The organism is Halomonas sp. 18071143, from assembly GCF_019211725.1.
In the GTDB taxonomy this organism is placed as follows: Bacteria; Pseudomonadota; Gammaproteobacteria; order Pseudomonadales; family Halomonadaceae; genus Vreelandella; species Vreelandella stevensii.
Window position 1 is genome coordinate 1,333,217 of record NZ_CP078120.1, and the last position, 18,103, is coordinate 1,351,319.

The 18,103-nt window shown below is 62.0% G+C and carries 19 protein-coding genes, 1 tRNA gene and 1 pseudogene; 16 read left to right on the top strand and 5 right to left on the bottom strand.

Annotated features, from left to right (window positions below):
* The first annotated feature begins 17 nt into the window (after positions 1-17).
* The 7 genes and pseudogenes from tnpA (at position 18) to KVY02_RS06185 (ending at position 5,424) form a co-directional block, all read left to right on the top strand.
* The gene (gene tnpA, locus KVY02_RS06155; RefSeq protein WP_081136850.1) at positions 18-434 is read left to right on the top strand and encodes an IS200/IS605 family transposase; all 417 of its coding nucleotides are present in this window, start codon (positions 18-20) and stop codon (positions 432-434) included.
* A gap of 99 nt (positions 435-533) precedes the next feature.
* Entirely contained in the window at positions 534-1,481 is a 948-nt protein-coding gene (locus KVY02_RS06160) for an AEC family transporter (RefSeq protein ID WP_218314790.1), read from the top strand.
* Between the two features lie 52 nt (positions 1,482-1,533).
* Positions 1,534-1,610: transfer RNA gene (locus tag KVY02_RS06165), tRNA-Arg, on the top strand.
* 136 nt (positions 1,611-1,746) lie between these two features.
* Positions 1,747-2,031: pseudogene (locus KVY02_RS18290) on the top strand (transposase); the annotation flags it as partial.
* A 21-nt stretch (positions 2,032-2,052) separates the two neighbouring features.
* On the top strand, positions 2,053-3,570 hold the full coding sequence (locus KVY02_RS06175) for an amidase (protein ID WP_218314791.1): 1,518 nt from the start codon (positions 2,053-2,055) through the stop codon (positions 3,568-3,570).
* A 49-nt stretch (positions 3,571-3,619) separates the two neighbouring features.
* Positions 3,620-4,438: a methyltransferase domain-containing protein gene (locus KVY02_RS06180; RefSeq protein ID WP_081136893.1), complete on the top strand. Its 819-nt coding sequence runs from the start codon at positions 3,620-3,622 to the stop codon at positions 4,436-4,438.
* Positions 4,435-5,424 carry a class I SAM-dependent methyltransferase gene (locus tag KVY02_RS06185; protein ID WP_193461130.1) on the top strand — a complete coding sequence of 330 codons (990 nt, stop codon included), beginning with the start codon at positions 4,435-4,437 and terminating at the stop codon, positions 5,422-5,424. The genes KVY02_RS06180 and KVY02_RS06185 overlap by 4 nt, the downstream gene beginning before the upstream one ends.
* 13 nt (positions 5,425-5,437) lie before the next feature.
* Here the strand turns inward: KVY02_RS06185 and greB are convergent, their stop codons facing one another.
* Complete coding sequence (gene greB / locus KVY02_RS06190; protein WP_218314792.1) at positions 5,438-5,983, bottom strand: transcription elongation factor GreB; 546 nt, start codon at positions 5,981-5,983, stop codon at positions 5,438-5,440.
* 211 nt (positions 5,984-6,194) lie between these two features.
* On the opposite strand from greB, the gene KVY02_RS06195 reads away from it, so the two are divergent.
* From KVY02_RS06195 to cysN, 6 genes are all read left to right on the top strand, one after another.
* The gene (locus KVY02_RS06195; RefSeq protein ID WP_218314793.1) at positions 6,195-6,839 is read left to right on the top strand and encodes a TRAP transporter TatT component family protein; all 645 of its coding nucleotides are present in this window, start codon (positions 6,195-6,197) and stop codon (positions 6,837-6,839) included.
* 90 nt (positions 6,840-6,929) lie between these two features.
* Entirely contained in the window at positions 6,930-7,577 is a 648-nt protein-coding gene (locus tag KVY02_RS06200; protein ID WP_218314794.1) for an NUDIX domain-containing protein, read from the top strand.
* Between the two features lie 9 nt (positions 7,578-7,586).
* Positions 7,587-8,033 (top strand): DUF1249 domain-containing protein, encoded by a 447-nt coding sequence (locus tag KVY02_RS06205; protein WP_016913401.1) that lies wholly within the window; start codon positions 7,587-7,589, stop codon positions 8,031-8,033.
* Entirely contained in the window at positions 8,033-8,767 is a 735-nt protein-coding gene (locus KVY02_RS06210) for a metallophosphoesterase (RefSeq protein ID WP_218314795.1), read from the top strand. The genes KVY02_RS06205 and KVY02_RS06210 overlap by 1 nt, the downstream gene beginning before the upstream one ends.
* A gap of 195 nt (positions 8,768-8,962) precedes the next feature.
* On the top strand, positions 8,963-9,922 hold the full coding sequence (cysD, locus tag KVY02_RS06215) for a sulfate adenylyltransferase subunit CysD (protein WP_100730731.1): 960 nt from the start codon (positions 8,963-8,965) through the stop codon (positions 9,920-9,922).
* Complete coding sequence (cysN, locus tag KVY02_RS06220; RefSeq protein ID WP_218314796.1) at positions 9,922-11,367, top strand: sulfate adenylyltransferase subunit CysN; 1,446 nt, start codon at positions 9,922-9,924, stop codon at positions 11,365-11,367. The genes cysD and cysN overlap by 1 nt, the downstream gene beginning before the upstream one ends.
* Before the next feature lie 150 nt (positions 11,368-11,517).
* Here the strand turns inward: cysN and KVY02_RS06225 are convergent, their stop codons facing one another.
* From KVY02_RS06225 to KVY02_RS06235, 3 genes are all read right to left on the bottom strand, one after another.
* Positions 11,518-12,354 (bottom strand): substrate-binding domain-containing protein, encoded by an 837-nt coding sequence (locus tag KVY02_RS06225; RefSeq protein ID WP_218314797.1) that lies wholly within the window; start codon positions 12,352-12,354, stop codon positions 11,518-11,520.
* Positions 12,355-12,426: 72 nt separating this feature from the next.
* Positions 12,427-13,152, bottom strand: coding sequence for an ATP-binding cassette domain-containing protein (locus KVY02_RS06230; RefSeq protein ID WP_016913406.1), 726 nt, complete (start codon positions 13,150-13,152; stop codon positions 12,427-12,429).
* Positions 13,149-13,847, bottom strand: coding sequence for an ABC transporter permease (locus tag KVY02_RS06235; RefSeq protein WP_016913407.1), 699 nt, complete (start codon positions 13,845-13,847; stop codon positions 13,149-13,151). The genes KVY02_RS06230 and KVY02_RS06235 overlap by 4 nt, the downstream gene beginning before the upstream one ends.
* 204 nt (positions 13,848-14,051) lie before the next feature.
* Here KVY02_RS06235 and KVY02_RS06240 point away from each other — a divergent pair, with 204 nt between their 5' ends.
* The 3 genes from KVY02_RS06240 to KVY02_RS06255 all read left to right on the top strand — a co-directional run bounded on the left by KVY02_RS06240 (position 14,052) and on the right by KVY02_RS06255 (position 17,085).
* Entirely contained in the window at positions 14,052-14,954 is a 903-nt protein-coding gene (locus KVY02_RS06240; protein WP_026001632.1) for a helix-turn-helix transcriptional regulator, read from the top strand.
* A gap of 242 nt (positions 14,955-15,196) precedes the next feature.
* Positions 15,197-16,252 carry an App1 family protein gene (locus KVY02_RS06250; RefSeq protein ID WP_371317405.1) on the top strand — a complete coding sequence of 352 codons (1,056 nt, stop codon included), beginning with the start codon at positions 15,197-15,199 and terminating at the stop codon, positions 16,250-16,252.
* A gap of 158 nt (positions 16,253-16,410) precedes the next feature.
* Positions 16,411-17,085: a zinc metallopeptidase gene (locus KVY02_RS06255; RefSeq protein ID WP_100730736.1), complete on the top strand. Its 675-nt coding sequence runs from the start codon at positions 16,411-16,413 to the stop codon at positions 17,083-17,085.
* A gap of 7 nt (positions 17,086-17,092) precedes the next feature.
* Here KVY02_RS06255 and cmoB read toward each other — a convergent pair whose 3' ends face one another.
* A complete protein-coding gene (gene cmoB, locus KVY02_RS06260; RefSeq protein WP_218314800.1) occupies positions 17,093-18,103 on the bottom strand; it encodes a tRNA 5-methoxyuridine(34)/uridine 5-oxyacetic acid(34) synthase CmoB in 1,011 nt (336 codons plus the stop codon).

The following is an 18,103-nucleotide window of genomic DNA, read 5'->3' on the forward strand; positions in this document are numbered from 1 at the left end:
TTGAGTATACTTGGCCTATGGACAAGATCAAGACTATCAGAACAGGAAGACACTGCGTTTTTGAAATGCACGCCCACTTGGTCTTCGTAACCAAATATCGTGGAAGAGTATTCAATGACGCACACCTTCAATCCCTTGAAACCCTGTTCAGGCAGGTGTGTCAGGATTTCGAGGCTGAGCTAAAGGAGTTCCATGGTGAAACGGATCATGTTCACTTACTGGTGAACTTTCCGCCCAAGGTGGCGGTTTCAAGGCTGGTGAACAGCCTGAAAGGGGTTTCGAGCAGGCGGATGAAGCTGCTGCACCCCGAATTAGTACAGACTTCATACAGAAAAAATGCGCTATGGAGTCCGAGCTACTTTGCGGGAAGCGTCGGCGGCGCGCCGCTGAGTGTCGTAAAGCAATATATTGAGCAGCAAACAAGACCGGAATAGGGGACGCTTCGCGTCCCACGCTATTCATCCTCGCACTAGAAGTACGAGGTTTTTCGCGTTAATTGATAAGACGTCGCTTATCCAACTGAGAGAGCTGCTGTGGATCTACTGGAACTGTTTACCCGCACGCTAGACGTGACGCTACCCGTGTTTGCCATGGTGTTCATCGGCATTGGCCTGAAGCGCCTGGGCTGGATCGACAGCGCCTTTGTCAGCACGGCCTCGACGCTGGTGTTCAAGGCGACGCTGCCCACGCTTATCTTTCTGAGTTTAGTCAAAGCTGACCTGAGCGTTGCGTTGGACATTCCGCTGCTGCTGTTCTTCGCTGTGGCCACCCTGGCGCAGTTCGCCCTGAGCTGGGGGTGGGCGCATTTTCGTGTACCTCAACCAGACAGAGGGATCTACGTGCAGGGGGCTTTTCGGGGCAACTGCGGCGTGGTGGGGTTGGCCTTGGCGGCGGGCATGTATGGCAATTACGGGCTTTCGGCGGGAAGCCTGCTGCTGGGCGTGGTGATCGTGATGTACAACGCGCTTTCCGTGGTGGCCCTGGCGGCGTACCAGCCCGGCCAATCCACCGACTGGCGCAGCCTGCTGGGGCATATCGTCAAGAACCCGCTGATTCTTTCCGTGTTCGCGGCGTTGCCGTTCACGGCGTTCTCGGTAGGGCTGCCAAGCTGGGTGATGACCTCGGGCAACTACTTTGCCTCGCTGACGCTGCCCCTGGCGCTGATCTGCATTGGCGCCACGCTCTCGGTCTCCAGCTTGCGTGAAGGCAGCCAAGTGGCCATGAGTGCCAGCCTGATGAAGATGGTCGCCTTGCCCGCCTTGTCGACGGTCGCGGCGTGGCTGTTGGGCTTTTCCGGCGCGCAACTGGGGCTGTTGTTCCTGTTCTTCGCCAGCCCCACCGCCGCTGCCAGCTTCGTGATGGTGAAGGCCATCAACGGCAACGTGGCCCTGGCCGCCAATATCATCGCCCTTACCACGCTGATGGCCAGCATCACCGTGACGTTGGGCATTTTCGCCCTACGCCTGGCCGGGTGGATTTAAAGCGCGGCGGTTGGCCGGGGCGCAGCAACGCGCTATACTACGCGCCCCGTAAGTCCCTGTAGCTCAGTAGGATAGAGCAGCCGCCTCCTAAGCGGCAGGTCGCAGGTTCGACTCCTGCCAGGGACGCCAGTTAAATCAATGCTTTGTTTTATTCTTCTCTTAGCGTGCTGGGTATGTTTTCGTTTCGCCCCCACAGAAAACGCTCGCTACAGCATTACATCAGCACCACATCAGCCGCCTATTTCCTGTGCATCAGTCACCTATTTGCCGACCCGGATGCCTATGGCAGAGGGATTCTAATGAGAACACTAATGGGCTGTTGAGACAGTGCCTGCCGAAGGGCATGGGCCTGTCAGTCTGCAGCCAGAAAGAATGCGACAAGATCGCTGACTCACTGAATACACGACCACGCAAGACACTGGATTGGCACACACCGTTTGAAGTCTACGACGAGGTGTCTCTTAGGCAACTGGTTTTTTGTTTCAGGGGCGTGTTGCAATCACACTGTCAACGGAGGCGCAGAGGGGGCGCCTGGCCTTTGCTACGCTGAAAGAAAACCGGGAGGGTGGCGATGCACGTGCACGAGTATCAACAGTACGACGCAACGGGGCTGGCAGCGCTGATTCGTGGCGGGCAGGTGAGCCGGGAAGAGGTGCTGGAGGCCGCGCTGGTGGCCATCGAGCAGGCTAACCCGGCGCTGCAGGCCGTGGTGCGCATGCGGGTCGAGCAGGCGCGTCGTGAAAGCCAGCAGGTAGAAAGTTCGGCCTGTTTTGCCGGTGTGCCCACCTTGAGCAAGGATTTGTTGATGGCGCTCAAAGGGGAGCCCCTGGCATTCGGCAGTGCTGCGTTACGCGACTGGCGGCCTGCCGAGGATTCTCTGTTCATCCAGCGCTCGCGCAGGGCAGGACTGGTGGTGGTGGGCCAAACGGCCACGCCGGAGCTTGGCTTGATGGGCATCACCGAGCCTAGGGCATTTGCCCACCCTGAAAACCCGTGGTGCGCAGGCTATTCGCCCGGTGGTTCCAGCGGTGGAGCGGCGGCCGCGGTGGCCGGGGGCATGGTGCCCTTGGCGTTGGCAGGCGATGGCGGCGGTTCCATTCGTATCCCTGCCAGCTATTGCGGGCTGTTCGGGTTCAAGCCTTCCAGGGGCCGCGTGCCACTGGCGCCAGCCCATGGTGAGGTGTGGCAGGGAGCCGTCGTTGAGCATGCGATCACGCGGAGCGTGCGTGACAGTGCGGCCCTGCTGGAAGCGGTCAACGGCATGGCGCCTTCGGGCCCTTACCCGGTGCTTGCGGAACGCGGCTATGTGGAGGCGCTGTCGAAACCCTGCCCACCCTTGCGGGTGGCGATCTCTCTAGGGGAGCCTTTTGGGCGCAGTTTGGGTACACGGTTGAATCCAGAGGTGAAAACGGCCATCGAGAAAACCGCCCAGCGGCTGGAGGAGATGGGGCACACGGTAGCGTGGTGCGACCCGCCGGTCGACGGTGAGGCGCTTGCCGACAGTTACCTGACGCTCTACCTGGGCCACCTGGCGGCAGACCTGCGCTGGATCAGTCAGCAAACCGGCGTGCCGCTCGGCCGCCTGCCTCTGGAGCCTTCTACCCGAGCCATTGGCCGCCTGGGCGCCAAACTCTCTGCCTGGGAGTACGAGACGGCCAAGCGCTATTGGCACGTTGCCGCCGAGCAGATGAGCCAGTTTCATCAGCGTCATGATGTGTTGGTGCTGCCCGTGGCCGCAGACACCGCGCCTCGGTTGGGGGAGCTGTACCCGTCGGCCCTGCGCGAACGGCTGATGGCGCTGCTGGCGGTGCCGGGCCTGCCCGCGCTGGCCCTGAAGGCGGGGCTGTTGAAGCGCCTGGCCGTCGATGCCCTGAGCCGTACGCCTTTTACCCAGTTGGCCAACCTGACCGGCCAGCCTGCCATGTCGCTGCCGATGCACGTGGCGCAAAGCGGCTTGCCCGTGGGGGTGCAAGTGGTTGGGCGGCTGGGGGAAGACCGCCAGTTGCTGCAGTTGGCCGCCGCCCTGGAGCAGCAGGAAAACTGGCAGGCGAGGCTGCCTCGGCAAGCGTTTGCAGCTCAGGCAGGGTAAACTACGCCCCCGTCAATCGACGACCGTGATTCTATCTAGAGCTTGCTGCATGCACCCATCCTACGAACTGACCGAGGCGGGCGACCGTTATTTCGATGGTCTGGCGGAGAAATTTTCCCGCTCGCTGTATCAGGCCCCGCGTGGAGAGCTGCGCTTGGCCATGCTGGATTACCTGCTGCCTCAGATGCTGAACCTGAACGCCCAGCCGGTACTGGATGTAGGCGGCGGCCTGGGACAGCTGTCGGCCTGGCTGGCCGAGCGGGGGCATGCGGTGACCATGGCAGAGCCTTCCCAGGATATGTTGGCACACGCCCAGGCATGGCATGACCAGCGGGTCAGCGAAGGTGCTTTCAATGCCGACGCGCTGCACTACGTTGCGGCACCGTTGCAAGCGTTGCCCGTTCAAGCCCCCGGGCCCTGGCCGCTGATCACTTGTCATGCGGTGCTGGAGTGGCTGGGCGACCCGGCCCAGGCGCTGGCTACCCTGGCCAGCCTGCTGGCCCCCGGTGGCCAGCTGAGCCTGATGGTGTTCAACCGCGATGCGCTGCGCTTCTCCAACGTGGTGAAGGGCAACTTGAGCAAGGCGCTGGGCGACCAGTTGGCAGGCAAGGGGCGTCGCCAGCGCTTGACCCCCATTTCACCCATGACCCACGCGCAAGTTCTGGGCTGGGCCGATAGCTGCAGTCTGGAGATGGTCGACGTGGCGGGCATTCGTATCTTTCAGGACTACCTGCGCCAGGCCCCTGCCAGCGCTGACGACCAGGCCGCGCTCATGGCGCTGGAACGCCAGTACTGCCGCCAGGAGCCCCATTGGCGGCTGGGCCGCTATCTACTTTACACCTTCACCAAACCCGAGGCCGATGCATGAGCGCTCAACTGCCCGCCAGCCAACTTCTCGAACGTTACCATGGCCCTGCGGCTCAACTGCTGCCCATCGCTCCACCTGCCGATGGCTGGCTGGTGGAGCGCTCTACCGCCATGATCAGTGGCGATGTGGCGCTGCGCCAGCAGTGGCAGGACGCTGGAAAGCTGGCCAGTAGCCCGCTGGCGCCCATGAATGCAGAGCCCGCTGGCCGCGTGGTGCTGTTCTGGCCCAAGGCGCATGCCTTGGGCACGTGGTGGTTGCGCTGGCTGTGCCAATGGCTCCCCGAGAACACGCCTTTCGAGATCGTGGGGGAGCACCAGGGCGGGATCAAGCGTGTGCCGAAGCTGCTGGCAGCGCTGGGCATGGGGTGTGACAAGCTGGACAACGCACGCCGCTGCTCACTGTTTGCCAGCCGCACCGTGGCGCTGCCCGAGCAGCCAGATGAGTGGCAGCGCTTCGAAGCGCTGGGCATGACGCTGGTGAGCCACCCTGGTGTGTTTGGCCATGGCAAGGTCGACGAAGGAACCTTGCTACTCCTCGACACCCTGGAAGCGCACTTGCCCAGGCGCCCGCTGAGCGTGCTGGACATGGGCTGTGGTGACGGCATCATCAGCGCCTGGCTGGCCAGCCGTGGCCATACGGTGACAGCGGTGGACGTCAACGCCTTTGCCGTCGAGGCGTGTCGCCAGACCCTGGCGGCCAACCAGCTGACGGGCAGCGTGTGCGAAAGCGATGTCTACCGTGCGCTGGGCGATACGCGCTTCGACCTGATCGTCAGCAATCCACCGTTTCACCAGGAGCGCGAGATCAGCTACGGACCGAGTGCGCGACTCATCGACGAAGCGCGTCAGCACCTGACCCCCAAAGGCCAACTGGTGCTGGTGGCCAACGCCTTCCTGCCTTATCCCGAGAGGCTGGAGCGTGCGTTTGGAAGCTTCGAGACGCTGGCCGACAATCGGCGTTTCCGGGTGTATCGCGGGCAGTCGTGAAGGGGCCGCTGGCTCAGGCGTTGGGTGAAGCATCGGCATAGCGAATGTCGGTAATGGTGTAGAACGCCTCGCCGTTTGGCGTGATCACCGTGATCTCGTCGTCCACTTCCTTGCCCAGCAGCGCCTTGGCCATGGGGGCGTCGACACTGATCCAGTGCTTCCGGGTGTCGATTTCGTCATGGCCCACCAGGCGGATATGCAGGGCTTCCCCCACGTCGTCTTCCAGGCTCACGAACGCGCCGAAAAACACCTTGTCGGTGTTGGCGGGCAGCCTGTCCACTACCTGTAGTTCGTCCAGCCGCTGGGTCAGATAGCGGATGCGGGCGATGACCCGGTTCAGCTCTTTCTTGTTGTAGGTGTAGTCGGCGTTCTCACTGCGGTCCCCCAGCGCAGCGGCTTCCCCCACCTTGGCCGACAGCTCAGGGCGCTTGACGCGGGAAAGGTGGTCCAGAATGCCCCGCAGGCGGGCCGCGCCCTCGGCGGTAATCAGGTTGCTCTTGGGTGCCTGGCGCGGGTCTTTTGCCGGATCGCGCCAGCGCGTCATGTTGCGGCCTTTCATGGTGTCGTTACCTTCCCGGAAAAGTGCCTAGCTTACGCTACCAAGGTACAGGGCAACAAAGCGGTGATTCTCTGGCGAATCATTCAAACGTTCGTTACATTGTCAGTGTGGACGAGATATCGCCATGCCTTGAGCAGGTCTAACTCGATAGTGATAACTCAACAGTCATGACTCATTCCTCATTCTTCATAACAACAAGCAGGAGTTTTCCATGCGTACAATTCCATTTTCTCGACTCTTCATGGCGGCGGCGTTGGGCGGTGCCCTGGTACTGTCGCCGCTGAGCGCGTCGGCCTTCGAAAGCGAGCTGTTCTCCTTGAAGAACCGCTGGGAGCATACGGTGACCGACATGCCCGCCAACCAACGGGAGTCGACCCTGAGGGCATTGGCGGGCGAGGCAGAGCGACTGGCCCAGCAGAACCCCAACGAGGCCGAGGTGCTGATATGGCAAGGCATTGTGCTGGCTTCCTATGCTAGAGAGCGGGGTGGGTTGGGGGCGCTGGGTACCGCCGGTGATGCGCGCACGGTGCTGGAACGCGCCGTCGAGATCGACCCTACGGGGGGCAATGGCTCTGCGTATGTGACCCTGGGGGCGCTGTATGACCGTGCCCCGGGTCGCCCGCTGGGGTTTGGCAATAGCGCCACCGCTGAGCGGATGTTCCAGCGGGCGCTGGAAATTCGCCCGGACGGTATCGATGTGAACTACTACTATGCCGCTTTCCTGAAAGAAGAGGGCAACACCCAGGCGGCGCGGGAGCATGCTCAGCGAGCCGTGAACGGCACGGCGCGGGAGAGTCGCCAACGCTCCGACGAAGCCCTTCGCCGTGATGCCGAGGCGCTGCTGCGCGAGCTGTAATGGCCGTCAAATCACGCGGTTGATGATCCGATTGGCATTCCCGGTGGCCAGCATTGATAATGGTACGATCATGTTCACCGGGAGTGCCGTATGGGCCCCACGCTCAATCGCGACGATGTGGAACTCATCACGCGTGACACCCTGTACAAGGGGTTTTTTCGCCTGGAAGCGCTAGAGCTGCGTCATCGACTTTTCGAGGGCGGCTGGAGCTCCACCATGCGCCGAGAAATGCACAACCGCCACGATGCGGTGGGTGTGCTGTTGTATGACCCCGAGCGTGATGCGCTGATCCTCGTCGAGCAGTTTCGCGCCGGCGCCATCGACGACCCTCACTCCCCCTGGAAGCTGGAACTGGTGGCGGGCCTCGTCGACAAGGACGAGACCCTGGAAAACGTGGCGCGCCGTGAGGCCCAGGAGGAAGCCGGTTGCCAGGTGGGCCAACTGACCCGATTGCATACCTACTACCCAAGCCCTGGCGCCTGCAACGAGCGGGTCACGCTATTTTGCGGGCTGGTCGATAGCCAGGGCGTGGGAGGCGTGCATGGCGTCGAGGACGAGAATGAAGACATCCGTGTTCATGTCGTCTCTTTTCCCGCCGCCTGGGAACTCCTGGAGCAGGGCCGACTCGACAACGCCATGTGTTTGATCGGCATGCACTGGTTGGCCGGGCAGCGGGCATCGCTGCGGGCGGCTTCCCAGCGCGCGGCCGTGTCAGCCGTCGAGGCCAACACCCGGTAAGGAGTCATCATGGCAAGAGCCGCCTACGTAACCGATTTGAAAACCTTGCAAGGGGAGTGCAGCGCCAACTATCTGCGCCTGGTGCGCCTGGTGGGTGACCTGCAGAGCGGCCAGCGGCGCGATATCGCCTTGCGCGGTGATCACCAGCACTTTGGCGACCTCAAGCTGGCCATTCTTCAACAGGCCCCTTACACCACGCTGGTGGAGATCTCCCAGCGCGGCCCGCTGGATGCGGTCATCGAAGGGCCGCGCATGCGCGTGCACCTTTACCATGATGTGCGCATGGCGGAAGTCATCGACTTTCAGCGCGAGCGTCATTTCAGCGGACGCTATCGCTACCCCAATGCGCGCATGCATCAACCGGATGAAAAGCTGCAGTTGAACTGCTTTTTAGGAGAGTGGTTGGCCCATGGGCTGGCCCATGGTCATGTCGTCGATTTGCCGGAGCTACCCTGATGCGGTTGATACAGATTACCGATGCGCATCTGCACGCCGACAAGCAGGCACGCTCTCGGGCGGCCATTCCCTGGCAGCAGTTCGAAGCCGTGCTGGACGCCGTGGTGGCCGAACGCCCGGACGTGGTGGTGGTGAGTGGTGACGTCAGCCAGGATGAAACCAGCGCGTCTTACGTTCACGCCTGCGAGGCTTTGAACCGCCTGCCGTGCCCCTGGTTCTGGATACCGGGCAACCACGACCAGCCCGAGCTGATGGCCGCAGAACGCCCGATGCTGGATGAAGTCGATCTGGAACAGTGGCGCCTGTTGCTGCTGGATACCCATGTGCCGGGCAAGCCCCATGGCGAGCTGGGGGCGACCAAACTCACCGCCTTGGCCGAACGGCTGGAGCAGGACGAGCGGCCGGTGGCCATCGTCATGCACCACCCGCCGGTGGATGTCGGGGCGGCCTGGATGGATGCGATTGGCTTGCAGGACCGCGATGCGTTCTGGCAGCTGTTGAGCGCTTACCCCCAGGTCAAGATCATTCTGTTTGGGCATGCCCATCAGGCCTTTGCCCAGCATCAGCCGCTGGCGGGCTCGGCGATAGGCACTTATGGTTGCCCCGCCACATCAGACCAGTTTCTGCCCGGTGCGAAAACCTTTGCGGTGGATGAAGCGTCGCGGCCGGGTTATCGCGTGGTGGAGCTGCACGGGGAGGAGTGGCAGACCTGGGTCGAGCGTATCGACCTCTGATGCTTTTCTTTTTAGTTGATAAAGATATAAAAAGATAGTTATTAATTCTTTTGGGTTATTATTGACCTGGCGTTACCCTACCCACAAATGCCCGCCTTGCGATTCATACGCGCAGGGCGGCACACCATGTTTGCACAGGCTTCCTTGAAAAGCCGTCTCGATAAAAGCAAGCACCGTTTTGTGAGGGAGAAGGTAATGAACCAGTTTTCTGCGCCGTCGGCGGCGACGCAACAGGTGCCCATCGCACCGGATGCCGCCCGACTGACCCACCTGAAGCAGCTCGAAGCCGAGTCGATCCATATCATCCGGGAAGTGGCAGCCGAGTTCAGCAACCCGGTGATGATGTACTCCATCGGCAAGGACTCCTCGGTAATGCTGCATCTGGCGCGGAAGGCCTTCTACCCCGGCACGCCGCCGTTCCCGCTGATGCATATCGATACCACCTGGAAGTTCCGCGAGATGATCGCTTTCCGCAATCGCATGGCGGAAGAGGCGGGCATGGAGCTGATCGTGCATACCAACGAAGAGGGTCGCGCCGCCAACATCAACCCCTTCGACCACGGCAGTGCCAAGTACACCGATATCATGAAGACCCAGGCCCTCAAGCAGGCCCTGAGCAAGCACGGTTTCGATGCTGCCTTTGGCGGCGCGCGGCGCGACGAGGAAGCCTCCCGTGCCAAGGAGCGCGTCTACTCCTTCCGCGACAAGTACCACCGCTGGGACCCGAAAAATCAGCGTCCGGAGCTGTGGAGCGTCTATAACGCCAAGATCAACAAGGGCGAATCGATTCGCGTGTTCCCGCTCTCCAACTGGACCGAGCTGGATATCTGGCAGTACATCTATCTGGAGTCGATTCCCATCGTGCCGTTGTACTACTCCGCTAAGCGTCCGGTAGTGCAGCGCGACGGCATGCAGATCATGGTGGACGACGAGCGCCTGCCGCTGGCCGAGGGCGAAGTGCCGGAAGAGAAGTGGGTGCGTTTCAGAACCCTGGGCTGCTACCCGCTGACGGGGGCGGTGGAGTCCACCGCCGCCACGCTGCCGGAGATCATTCAGGAGATGCTGCTGACCAGGACCAGCGAGCGCAGTGGCCGCGCCATCGATCACGATCAGGCCGGTTCCATGGAGAAGAAAAAGCGTGAGGGGTATTTCTAATGGCGCACCAATCAACGTTGATTGCCGATAACATCGAGCAATACCTGCACGAGCACGAAAACAAGGATCTGCTGCGTTTCATCACCTGCGGCAGCGTCGACGACGGCAAGTCCACGCTCATCGGACGGCTGCTCCACGACTCCAAGATGATCTTCGAAGATCAGCTCGCCGCGATCACCAAGGCTTCCAAAACCAGTGGCACCACCGGTGATACGGTGGACCTCGCCCTGTTGGTAGACGGCCTGCAGTCGGAGCGCGAGCAGGGCATCACCATCGACGTGGCGTACCGCTTTTTCTCCACCGACAAGCGCAAGTTCATCATTGCCGATACGCCGGGGCACGAGCAGTACACGCGCAACATGGCCACGGGCGCTTCCACTGCCAGCCTGGCGATCATCCTGGTCGACGCGCGCTACGGTGTGCAGACCCAAACACGTCGGCACAGCTTCATTGCCGACCTGCTGGGCATTCAGCATCTGGTCATCGCGGTCAACAAGATGGACCTGGTGGGCTTCTCGGAGGCACGCTTCAACGAGATCGTGGCGGAGTACCGAGCCTTTGCGGCCAACTTGCAGGCCCCGGACATTCGCTTCGTGCCGATGTCGGCGCTCAATGGCGACAACGTGGTCAACGCCAGCGAGCACACGCCCTGGTACTTTGCGGCGGGCAGTGAAGGCTACGAAGGCAAGACCCTGATCGAGCTGCTGGAAAACGTCGAAGTCACCCGTGACCAGAACCTGAGCGACCTGCGCCTGCCGGTGCAGTACGTCAATCGCCCCAACCTGGACTTCCGAGGCTATTGCGGCACCCTGGCGGCTGGTGTGCTGCGCCCAGGCCAAGAGGTGAAGGCGCTGCCGTCGGGCAAGACCTCTCGCGTGGCGCGCATCGTCACTTTCGACGGGGATCTCGACGCTGCTTACCCCGGCCAGGCCATCACCGTGACTCTGGAAGACGAGATCGATATCTCCCGTGGCGATTGGCTGGTCAGCGCCGAAGATCAGGTGCCGCTTTCCAACGTGTTCAATGCCGATGTGGTCTGGATGCACGAAGAGCCCATGGAGCCGGGCAAGCTCTACGATATCAAGCTGGCCACTCGTGATCTGGCGGGCCAGATCAGCGCCATCGAGTATCAGGTGGACGTCAACACGCTGGAGAAACACCCGACCCAGCGCCTGGGGCTGAATGCCATTGCTCGCTGTGAAGTAGAACTGACGGCATCGATTCCGGTGGACGACTACCGTACCAGCCCCGGCACGGGCAGTTTCATCATCATCGACCGGCTGAGCAACGTGACCGTAGGCGCCGGTATGATTCGGCGGGTCGCGGATGCCCGTGAGCAGGCCGGCACCACCGACTGGGCCGCCTTCGAACGTGACCTGAACGCTCTTGTGCGCAAGCATTTTCCGCACTGGGGCGCGAAGGACATTCGTGACCTTCTGCGCTAATGGTTTGATGACGTTATCGAGATAATCGAGTAGACGCTTAGCCGTTGGCAACGCACACTGAACCTGCTGTTGGCGCAAGACGCTGCAGCAGGTTTTCTATATGGAGACAGCGGGTGGGTTACCGCTGTTTTAATGATCAAAGATGAAGTTTTATCTCCAATGCGCCCTGGAGCGAGTCGCGTTGGGGAAGAACAGCTGCTGGTCGTTGACCTTGAAGTCGGCAATCGCTTGCTGGCCTTCGTCGGACACCAGCCACTCGTGCCATTGGGTGGCCAGCGCATGTTTCAGGTGCGGGTGCTGCTCCTGTGATAGCAGCAGCGAACCGTATTGGTTGAACAGCGCTTCGTCGCCCTCGAACAGCAGGGTCAGGTCCTGCGGGTTTTCAAAGGCCACCCAGGTGGCGCGGTCGGTGAAGCTGTAGGCGTTCATGCCTGCGGCGGTATTCAGGGTCGGCCCCATGCCGCTGCCCAGTTCACGGTACCAATCTCCTTGCGGTGTGACGCCCGCATCTTTCCAAAGGCGCAGCTCGGCGCGGTGAGTGCCGCTGTCGTCACCCCGTGAGGCGAAGGGCGACTCGCTGTCGGCGATCCGCGCCAAAGCATCACTGACGCTGTCACTGGCGGCGATGTTGGCGGGGTCATCGCTGGGTCCCACGATCACGAAGTCGTTGTACATCACATCCAGCCGCTCGGTGGCGTAGCCATCGGTAACGAACTGCTCTTCGCCTGCGGTATCGTGAACCAGCAGGCTATCGGCATCGCCACGACGAGCGATTTCGAAGGCCTGGCCAGTGCCTACGGCCACCACGCGCACATCGATCCCGGTCGCTTCCGTAAAGACCGGCAGAATGGCCCCAAACAGGCCCGAGTTCTCGGTAGAGGTGGTGGAAGCCAGGGTAATGTAATCATCATTGGCCAGCAGCGAGGCGCTCCAGGCCAGTGCCGTGGTGGATAGGCTGGCGGTAACGAGGGTAGTGGTCTTGTTCACGGTCCTGCTCCTTTGGGTATTGTTCAAGCGTCGTAGCGGGGCTTACTAGAGTAGGGCTTGCCAGAGCAAGGCTTACCAGACCAGCTCGCCCCGTATGAACGCCCTGGCCTGCGCTGTTGCCGGGGTGTCAAAAAAGTCTTCTGCCGAGGTGTGTTCGATCAACTGACCGCTGTACATGAACAGCACGTCGTCGGCCAGACGCCGGGCCTGATGCAAATCGTGGGTGGTCATGACGATACGCGTGCCTGCCTGATGGAACTCATTGACCGCGTCTTCCACGGCCTTGATGGCCGCCGGGTCCAGGGCGGAGGTGGGTTCATCCAGAAACAGGACGGCAGGCTTGAGCAGCCAGGCCCGTGCCAGCGTGAGACGTTGCTGCTCGCCTCCGGAAAGCACCCGGGCGGGGCGCTTGGCCAAGCTGGTCAGGCCGAACTTTTCCAATGCCTGCAAGGCCAGCGCCTTGCGCTGGCGGCGAGGCACCCGATGCACGGCCAGCGCGTAGGTGAGATTGTCCAGCGCCGAACGGCGCAGCAGCACCGGGCGCTGAAAGACCATGGCCTGCACCGGCGGCTTGCCTTCCCAGGTCACCTGACCACTGCTGGGGCGCAGCAGCCCATGCGCCAAGCGCATGAGCAGGCTTTTGCCAGCCCCGTTGGGGCCCATTACCAGCGTCCGGCGGCAGCCGTGCAGCGCTAGCGTGGTCGGTGCCAGCAGCGTGTCGCCACGGTGGCAGAAACTGACCTGCTGAAAATGCAGTCTGGGGACGGTGGAAGCCGCGGGGCTGAGGGGTGCGTTCATCCTAACCGCCGTTTTGCCGTTTCACTGACCCAGTGGGCCAGTGCATTGATCAAGGTGACCAGGCTGAGCAGAATGATGCCCAGCCCCAAGGCCATCGCCAGGTTACCCTTGCTGGTTTCCAGCACGATGCTGGTGGTCATGACCCTGGTCACGCCGTCGATATTGCCCCCCACGATCATCACTGCGCCCACTTCCGCACTGGCGCGGCCAAAGCCCGCCAGTATCACGGTCAGCAGGCCAAATCGCGCATCCCACAGCAGCGTGGGCATCATGCGCAGTTGGCCGAGCCCCAGCGAACGCAGCTGTTCGGCGTACTCGCTGTGCAGGGCTTCCACCTGCTGGCGTGTCAGGGCAGCAATGATCGGAAAGACGAGAATCACCTGGGCAATGACCATGGCGGTGGGCGAGAACAGCAGCCCGAACTGACCCAATGGCCCCGCACGGGAAAGCAGGAGGTAGACGCACAGGCCCGCGACCACGGGAGGCAGCCCCATGAGGGCATTGAGCACCACGATCAGAGCGTTCCGCCCGGGGAACTGCCACAGTGCCAGCGCCGCTCCCAGGGGCAGTGCCAACAGGCTGGCCAGGGTGACGGCGATCAGCGACACCTGAAGCGATAGCGTCACGATGGCCACGAGCGCAGGGTCCATGCCCAGAATGAGCGCTATCGCGGTGCTGAATGGGTTATCCGACATGACGTTCCGTGGCCAGGGTTGCTGATAGGGGCAGGTTCATTGTGTTTGTAGGGTGTCGTTGTAAGGTCATGACGTGTCTAAAAAGTCACGATGCTGGTAGAAGCATCAGGTAGGTGCATAGTGTACGTAAATTTCCCGGGATGCACGGTGCGCTGAAAAATATGCGCTACTATGCAGTCTCATGCAGGAATTGAAGGTGGGCGGGTGAGAGAGTCTCTGAAAGAGTATTCAAAAGAGTACCTTACGACGGCGGAAGTGGCGGAGTATCTGCGGCTCAAGGAGCGCAAGGTGTATGACCTGGTGCGCCAGGGGCAGATTCCTTGTAGCCGTGCGACCGGGAAACTGTTGTTTCCTCGTCAGCACATCGACATGTGGGTGTTGAGCCACCTGGAAGGCGACCAGGCCCAACGGTTGCCGCCCCCTCAGGTACTGGCCGGAAGCCTCGATCCGCTGCTGGAGTGGGCGATTCGTGAGAGTGGCTGCGACCTGGCATCGCTGTGCCATGGGAGTGGCGACGGCATTCGGCGCTTGCTCGAAGGCAAGGCCATGGTGGCGGGTATCCACTTGCGGGACCCTGACAGCGGCCGCTACAACGAACCGACCGTGCTGGGGTTGGGTGGGGTCAAGGATCTGGTGGTGCTGCACTGGGCCAAGCGCCGTCAGGGTCTGATAGTGGCGCCGGGCAACCCGCTGGGCCTGAAGACGATCAAGGATCTTGCCCGCCCAGACGTGGTGTGTGCTCATCGCCAGCCCGATGCCGGGGCTGCGCATTTGCTGCGAGGCTTGTTGACGCAAGCGTCCATCGCGTCTGACGCGCTGCGCTGGGCCGATCACATGGCGCTCAGCGAGGAGGATCTCGGCCTGGCCATTGCTCAGGGAGAGGCGGATGTCGGGGTGGGCATGGAGGCGGCGGCGCATCGCCAGCAGCTTCATTTCATTCCCCTGGTGGAGGAATCGTTCGATCTGGTCCTGCATCGACGCAGCGCTTTCGAGCCCACCATGCAAGCGCTGATGGCCTTTGCCCGGCAGCCGCGCTTTCATCAGCGGGCCGAGGCGCTGAAAGGTTACGACATCAGCCAGCTGGGTCGCGTTTTATACAATGCTTGACGATGGTATAAGATGCGCCACACTGGTTAGGTGCTGTACACGACTACTCATCACGAAATGGAGAGCATGATGAATCAAGCGCTAAATAGTAAACGTGTTGCTATTCTGGCAAAGGATGCCTTCAACGCCAAGCTGCTGGAAGAGCTGCAGGAAGGGCGTCACTCGGGTCAGCACGCTTAATGGCGTGGTATCACCAGTGGGCAAGCTTTGCCAAAAGGCTTGCCCATGTCGTTGCCAAACCCATGAAAAAGGATCGTGGCCGGGGTGGCATGATGGTGCACCCTTATCGTGGCTACGGCTCTCAACAGGAAATTTTCGTCATGGGTCGCGTGTTTCGACAGGCGGCTCTTGGGCGTGCCATCCCGCGGCGCGGCATATTGCGTGACACGGCCGACGTGGCCCGGCGCATCTTTCGCCGTGGCCTGGCCGATGCCCAGGTAGAGATCCGCGTGGGCGAAAATCAGCTGACGCTGACCACCGACCGCGACGGTTATTTCGACGCCCATTTGCCCATCACCTCGACGCTGCCAGTGGACGTTTCCTGGCACCGTGCCGATATCGTCGTCCGTGCCAGCGGCCAGCCTACGGTGCGCACCAGTGTGGAAGTCTACGTGCCGCCCCCCGAGGCCGACCTGCTGGTGATCAGTGATATCGACGACACCGTGATGTTCACCGGTGTGGCCGAAAAGCTGAAGATGCTCTATCGACTGTTCGTGCGCAAACCCCATCGACGCACTGCGTTTCCCGGCGTGGCATCGCTGTACCAGGCGCTCCACCGTGGCCAGACCGAAAAGGCAGAGCGACCCATTCTGTATGTGTCCCGTGGCCCCTGGGCCATCTATGAAATGCTCGAAGCCTTCTTTCAGCTCAACCGTATTCCGGTGGGGCCGATCCTGTTTCTGCGCGAATGGGGTATCTCCTGGCGCAAGCCCTGGCCGCGCCGGGCAGAAGCCCACAAGCGCGACCTGATCGACCGCATGCTGGCGCTCTATCAGGACATGCCCTGCATCCTGATCGGCGACAGCGGCCAGCACGACCCGGAAGTGTATACCGAGGTCGTCAAAGCCTACCCGGAGCGCATCAAGGCGATCTACATCCGACGGGTGGACAGTGACCCCAAACGCGAAGAAGCCATTCAACGCCTGCGTGAGCAGTTGGCGCACACTCAGTGCGAACTGGTGTTGGCCGCTGACAGCGTGCTGATGGCCGAACATGCCCACGGGCAGGGCGATATATCTGCCCGCGGGCTGCAGGCCGTCAAGCGTGATGTCGCCGCACATCACAACGACCCCGACTGACGCTGCGCCCCCACGCGTATCATGGTAAAACTAATGGCCCGCTTGCGGGTCTTTTTACGTAGGCACTGACCGTCGCGAGCAGCTTGCTTTGCCGCCGTCAGTGCCCCCACGGCTTGTCGAAGCCTCTCTGAATTACCTGTGAACGCAGCGGTGGAGTTATGTGGATTCTGGTCATTGCCATCATGCTGGCAATCTTCGTACTGCCCAATGCCTGGGCGAAATGGGTGCTGAAGCGTCACACCCGTGGCCGCGACGACTACCCGGGCACCGGGGCCGAACTGGCCGAGCACCTGTTGCGCCGCCTGGGTGTAGAAGGGGTCAAGGTAGAGCGTACCGAGCATGGCGACCACTACGACCCGGAAGCCCGCTGTGTGCGCTTGACGCCAGACCACTACGACGGCCGCTCGCTCACCGCCGTCACCGTGGCGGCTCACGAAGTGGGCCATGCCCTGCAGCACCATGAAGGCTATGCGCCGCTGCTGGCCCGCAGCCGCCTGGTGCAGCTGGCGCAAAGAGCAGAAAAGCTGGGGGCGGTGCTGATGATGCTGGCGCCTTTCCTGTTCCTGCTGACCCGCTTGCCCGGCGGCCTGGCAGCGGTGGTGGCCATGGCCGTGATCAGTTTTGGCACTGCGGCACTGGTGCATCTGGTCACGCTACCGGTCGAGTTCGATGCCAGCTTCAACCGGGCCCTGCCGCTGCTGAAAGATTACGTGCCCCCCTACGACATGCCCGGTGCCCGCCACGTACTGACCGCTTGCGCCTTCACCTACGTCGCCGCCTCACTGGCCAGCGTCATGAACCTGGGGCGCTGGCTGGTGATTTTGCGGCGCTGAGCCTGGCTTACGCCGGCTTGTTCGCCAGAATCACCGCACGCCGAGGGGCGGGGTAGCCCTCTATGGTGCGGGTGCGGTCGTGGGGATTTAAAAAGTCGGCCAGCGACTGGTAGGTCATCCACTCGGTGGAGCGCTGCTCGTCCAGCGTGGTGACGGCTTCATCCACGACGCGCACGTTGGTGAAGCCGCAGCGCTCCAGCCAGTGGCACAGGGCGCGGGAGGAGGGCAGGAAGTAGACGTTGGGCATGGCGGCGTAGCGCTCGCCGGGCACGAACACGGTCTGTTCGTCGCCTTCCACCACCAGGGTTTCCAGCACCAGCTCGCCGCCGGGGGCCAGCGCGCCCTTGAGCTGTTGCAGGTGCTCCAGGGGGGAAGGGCGATGGTAGAGCACGCCCATGGAGAACACCGTATCGAAAAAGCCCAGGTTTTCCGGTACGTCCTCGATACCCACGGGCAGGAAGTGCGTGCGGCCTTCATCGGCGTCACCCACGAAGTGGCGCACGGCCTGGAACTGCCAGTAGAAGCGCGGGGAAGGGTCGATCACCAGCACGAAGGCGGCGCCTGCGCCTGCCATGCGCCAGGCGTGGTAGCCGCTGCCGCCGCCGACATCCAGCACTTTGCGATACTTGAGCGGGGCAAGGTGCGGCGCGACACGCTGCCATTTCCAGTCGGAGCGCCACTCGGTGTCGATATCAATACCGCCCAGACAAAATGGCCCCTTGCGCCAGGGGGCCAGCTTGCGCAGCAGGTTGAAACACTGGCGCTGCTGGCTCTCGGTAAGTGCCAGGTCTACCGTCAGCGTGTCGCTGTTGAGGTTGACGTGGCGCTCTTCGGGCAGCGGGGGCAGCTTGGCCACGGCCTTTTCCCAGGCGGAAAGGTCGCCGTGGCGCTGGCGGTCTAGCCCGCTGGCCAGCTGCTCGGGCAGCTTGGCCAGCCACGGCGTCAGCGAGGCGTCCTGGGCGGCCTGATCCAGAAACGCTTGATACAACACGCGATGATCGTCGGGAAGCAGCGCCAC

Coding starts and splice junctions, on each gene's coding strand:
- tnpA (WP_081136850.1), top strand. CDS start 18: ATGGACAAGATCAAGACTATCAGAACAGGAAGACACTGCGTTTTTGAA.
- KVY02_RS06175 (WP_218314791.1), top strand. CDS start 2,053: ATGCACGTGCACGAGTATCAACAGTACGACGCAACGGGGCTGGCAGCG.
- KVY02_RS06180 (WP_081136893.1), top strand. CDS start 3,620: ATGCACCCATCCTACGAACTGACCGAGGCGGGCGACCGTTATTTCGAT.
- KVY02_RS06185 (WP_193461130.1), top strand. CDS start 4,435: ATGAGCGCTCAACTGCCCGCCAGCCAACTTCTCGAACGTTACCATGGC.
- greB (WP_218314792.1), bottom strand. CDS start 5,983: ATGAAAGGCCGCAACATGACGCGCTGGCGCGATCCGGCAAAAGACCCG.
- KVY02_RS06195 (WP_218314793.1), top strand. CDS start 6,195: ATGCGTACAATTCCATTTTCTCGACTCTTCATGGCGGCGGCGTTGGGC.
- KVY02_RS06200 (WP_218314794.1), top strand. CDS start 6,930: ATGGGCCCCACGCTCAATCGCGACGATGTGGAACTCATCACGCGTGAC.
- KVY02_RS06205 (WP_016913401.1), top strand. CDS start 7,587: ATGGCAAGAGCCGCCTACGTAACCGATTTGAAAACCTTGCAAGGGGAG.
- KVY02_RS06210 (WP_218314795.1), top strand. CDS start 8,033: ATGCGGTTGATACAGATTACCGATGCGCATCTGCACGCCGACAAGCAG.
- cysD (WP_100730731.1), top strand. CDS start 8,963: ATGAACCAGTTTTCTGCGCCGTCGGCGGCGACGCAACAGGTGCCCATC.
- cysN (WP_218314796.1), top strand. CDS start 9,922: ATGGCGCACCAATCAACGTTGATTGCCGATAACATCGAGCAATACCTG.
- KVY02_RS06230 (WP_016913406.1), bottom strand. CDS start 13,152: ATGAACGCACCCCTCAGCCCCGCGGCTTCCACCGTCCCCAGACTGCAT.
- KVY02_RS06235 (WP_016913407.1), bottom strand. CDS start 13,847: ATGTCGGATAACCCATTCAGCACCGCGATAGCGCTCATTCTGGGCATG.
- KVY02_RS06250 (WP_371317405.1), top strand. CDS start 15,197: ATGAAAAAGGATCGTGGCCGGGGTGGCATGATGGTGCACCCTTATCGT.
- KVY02_RS06255 (WP_100730736.1), top strand. CDS start 16,411: ATGTGGATTCTGGTCATTGCCATCATGCTGGCAATCTTCGTACTGCCC.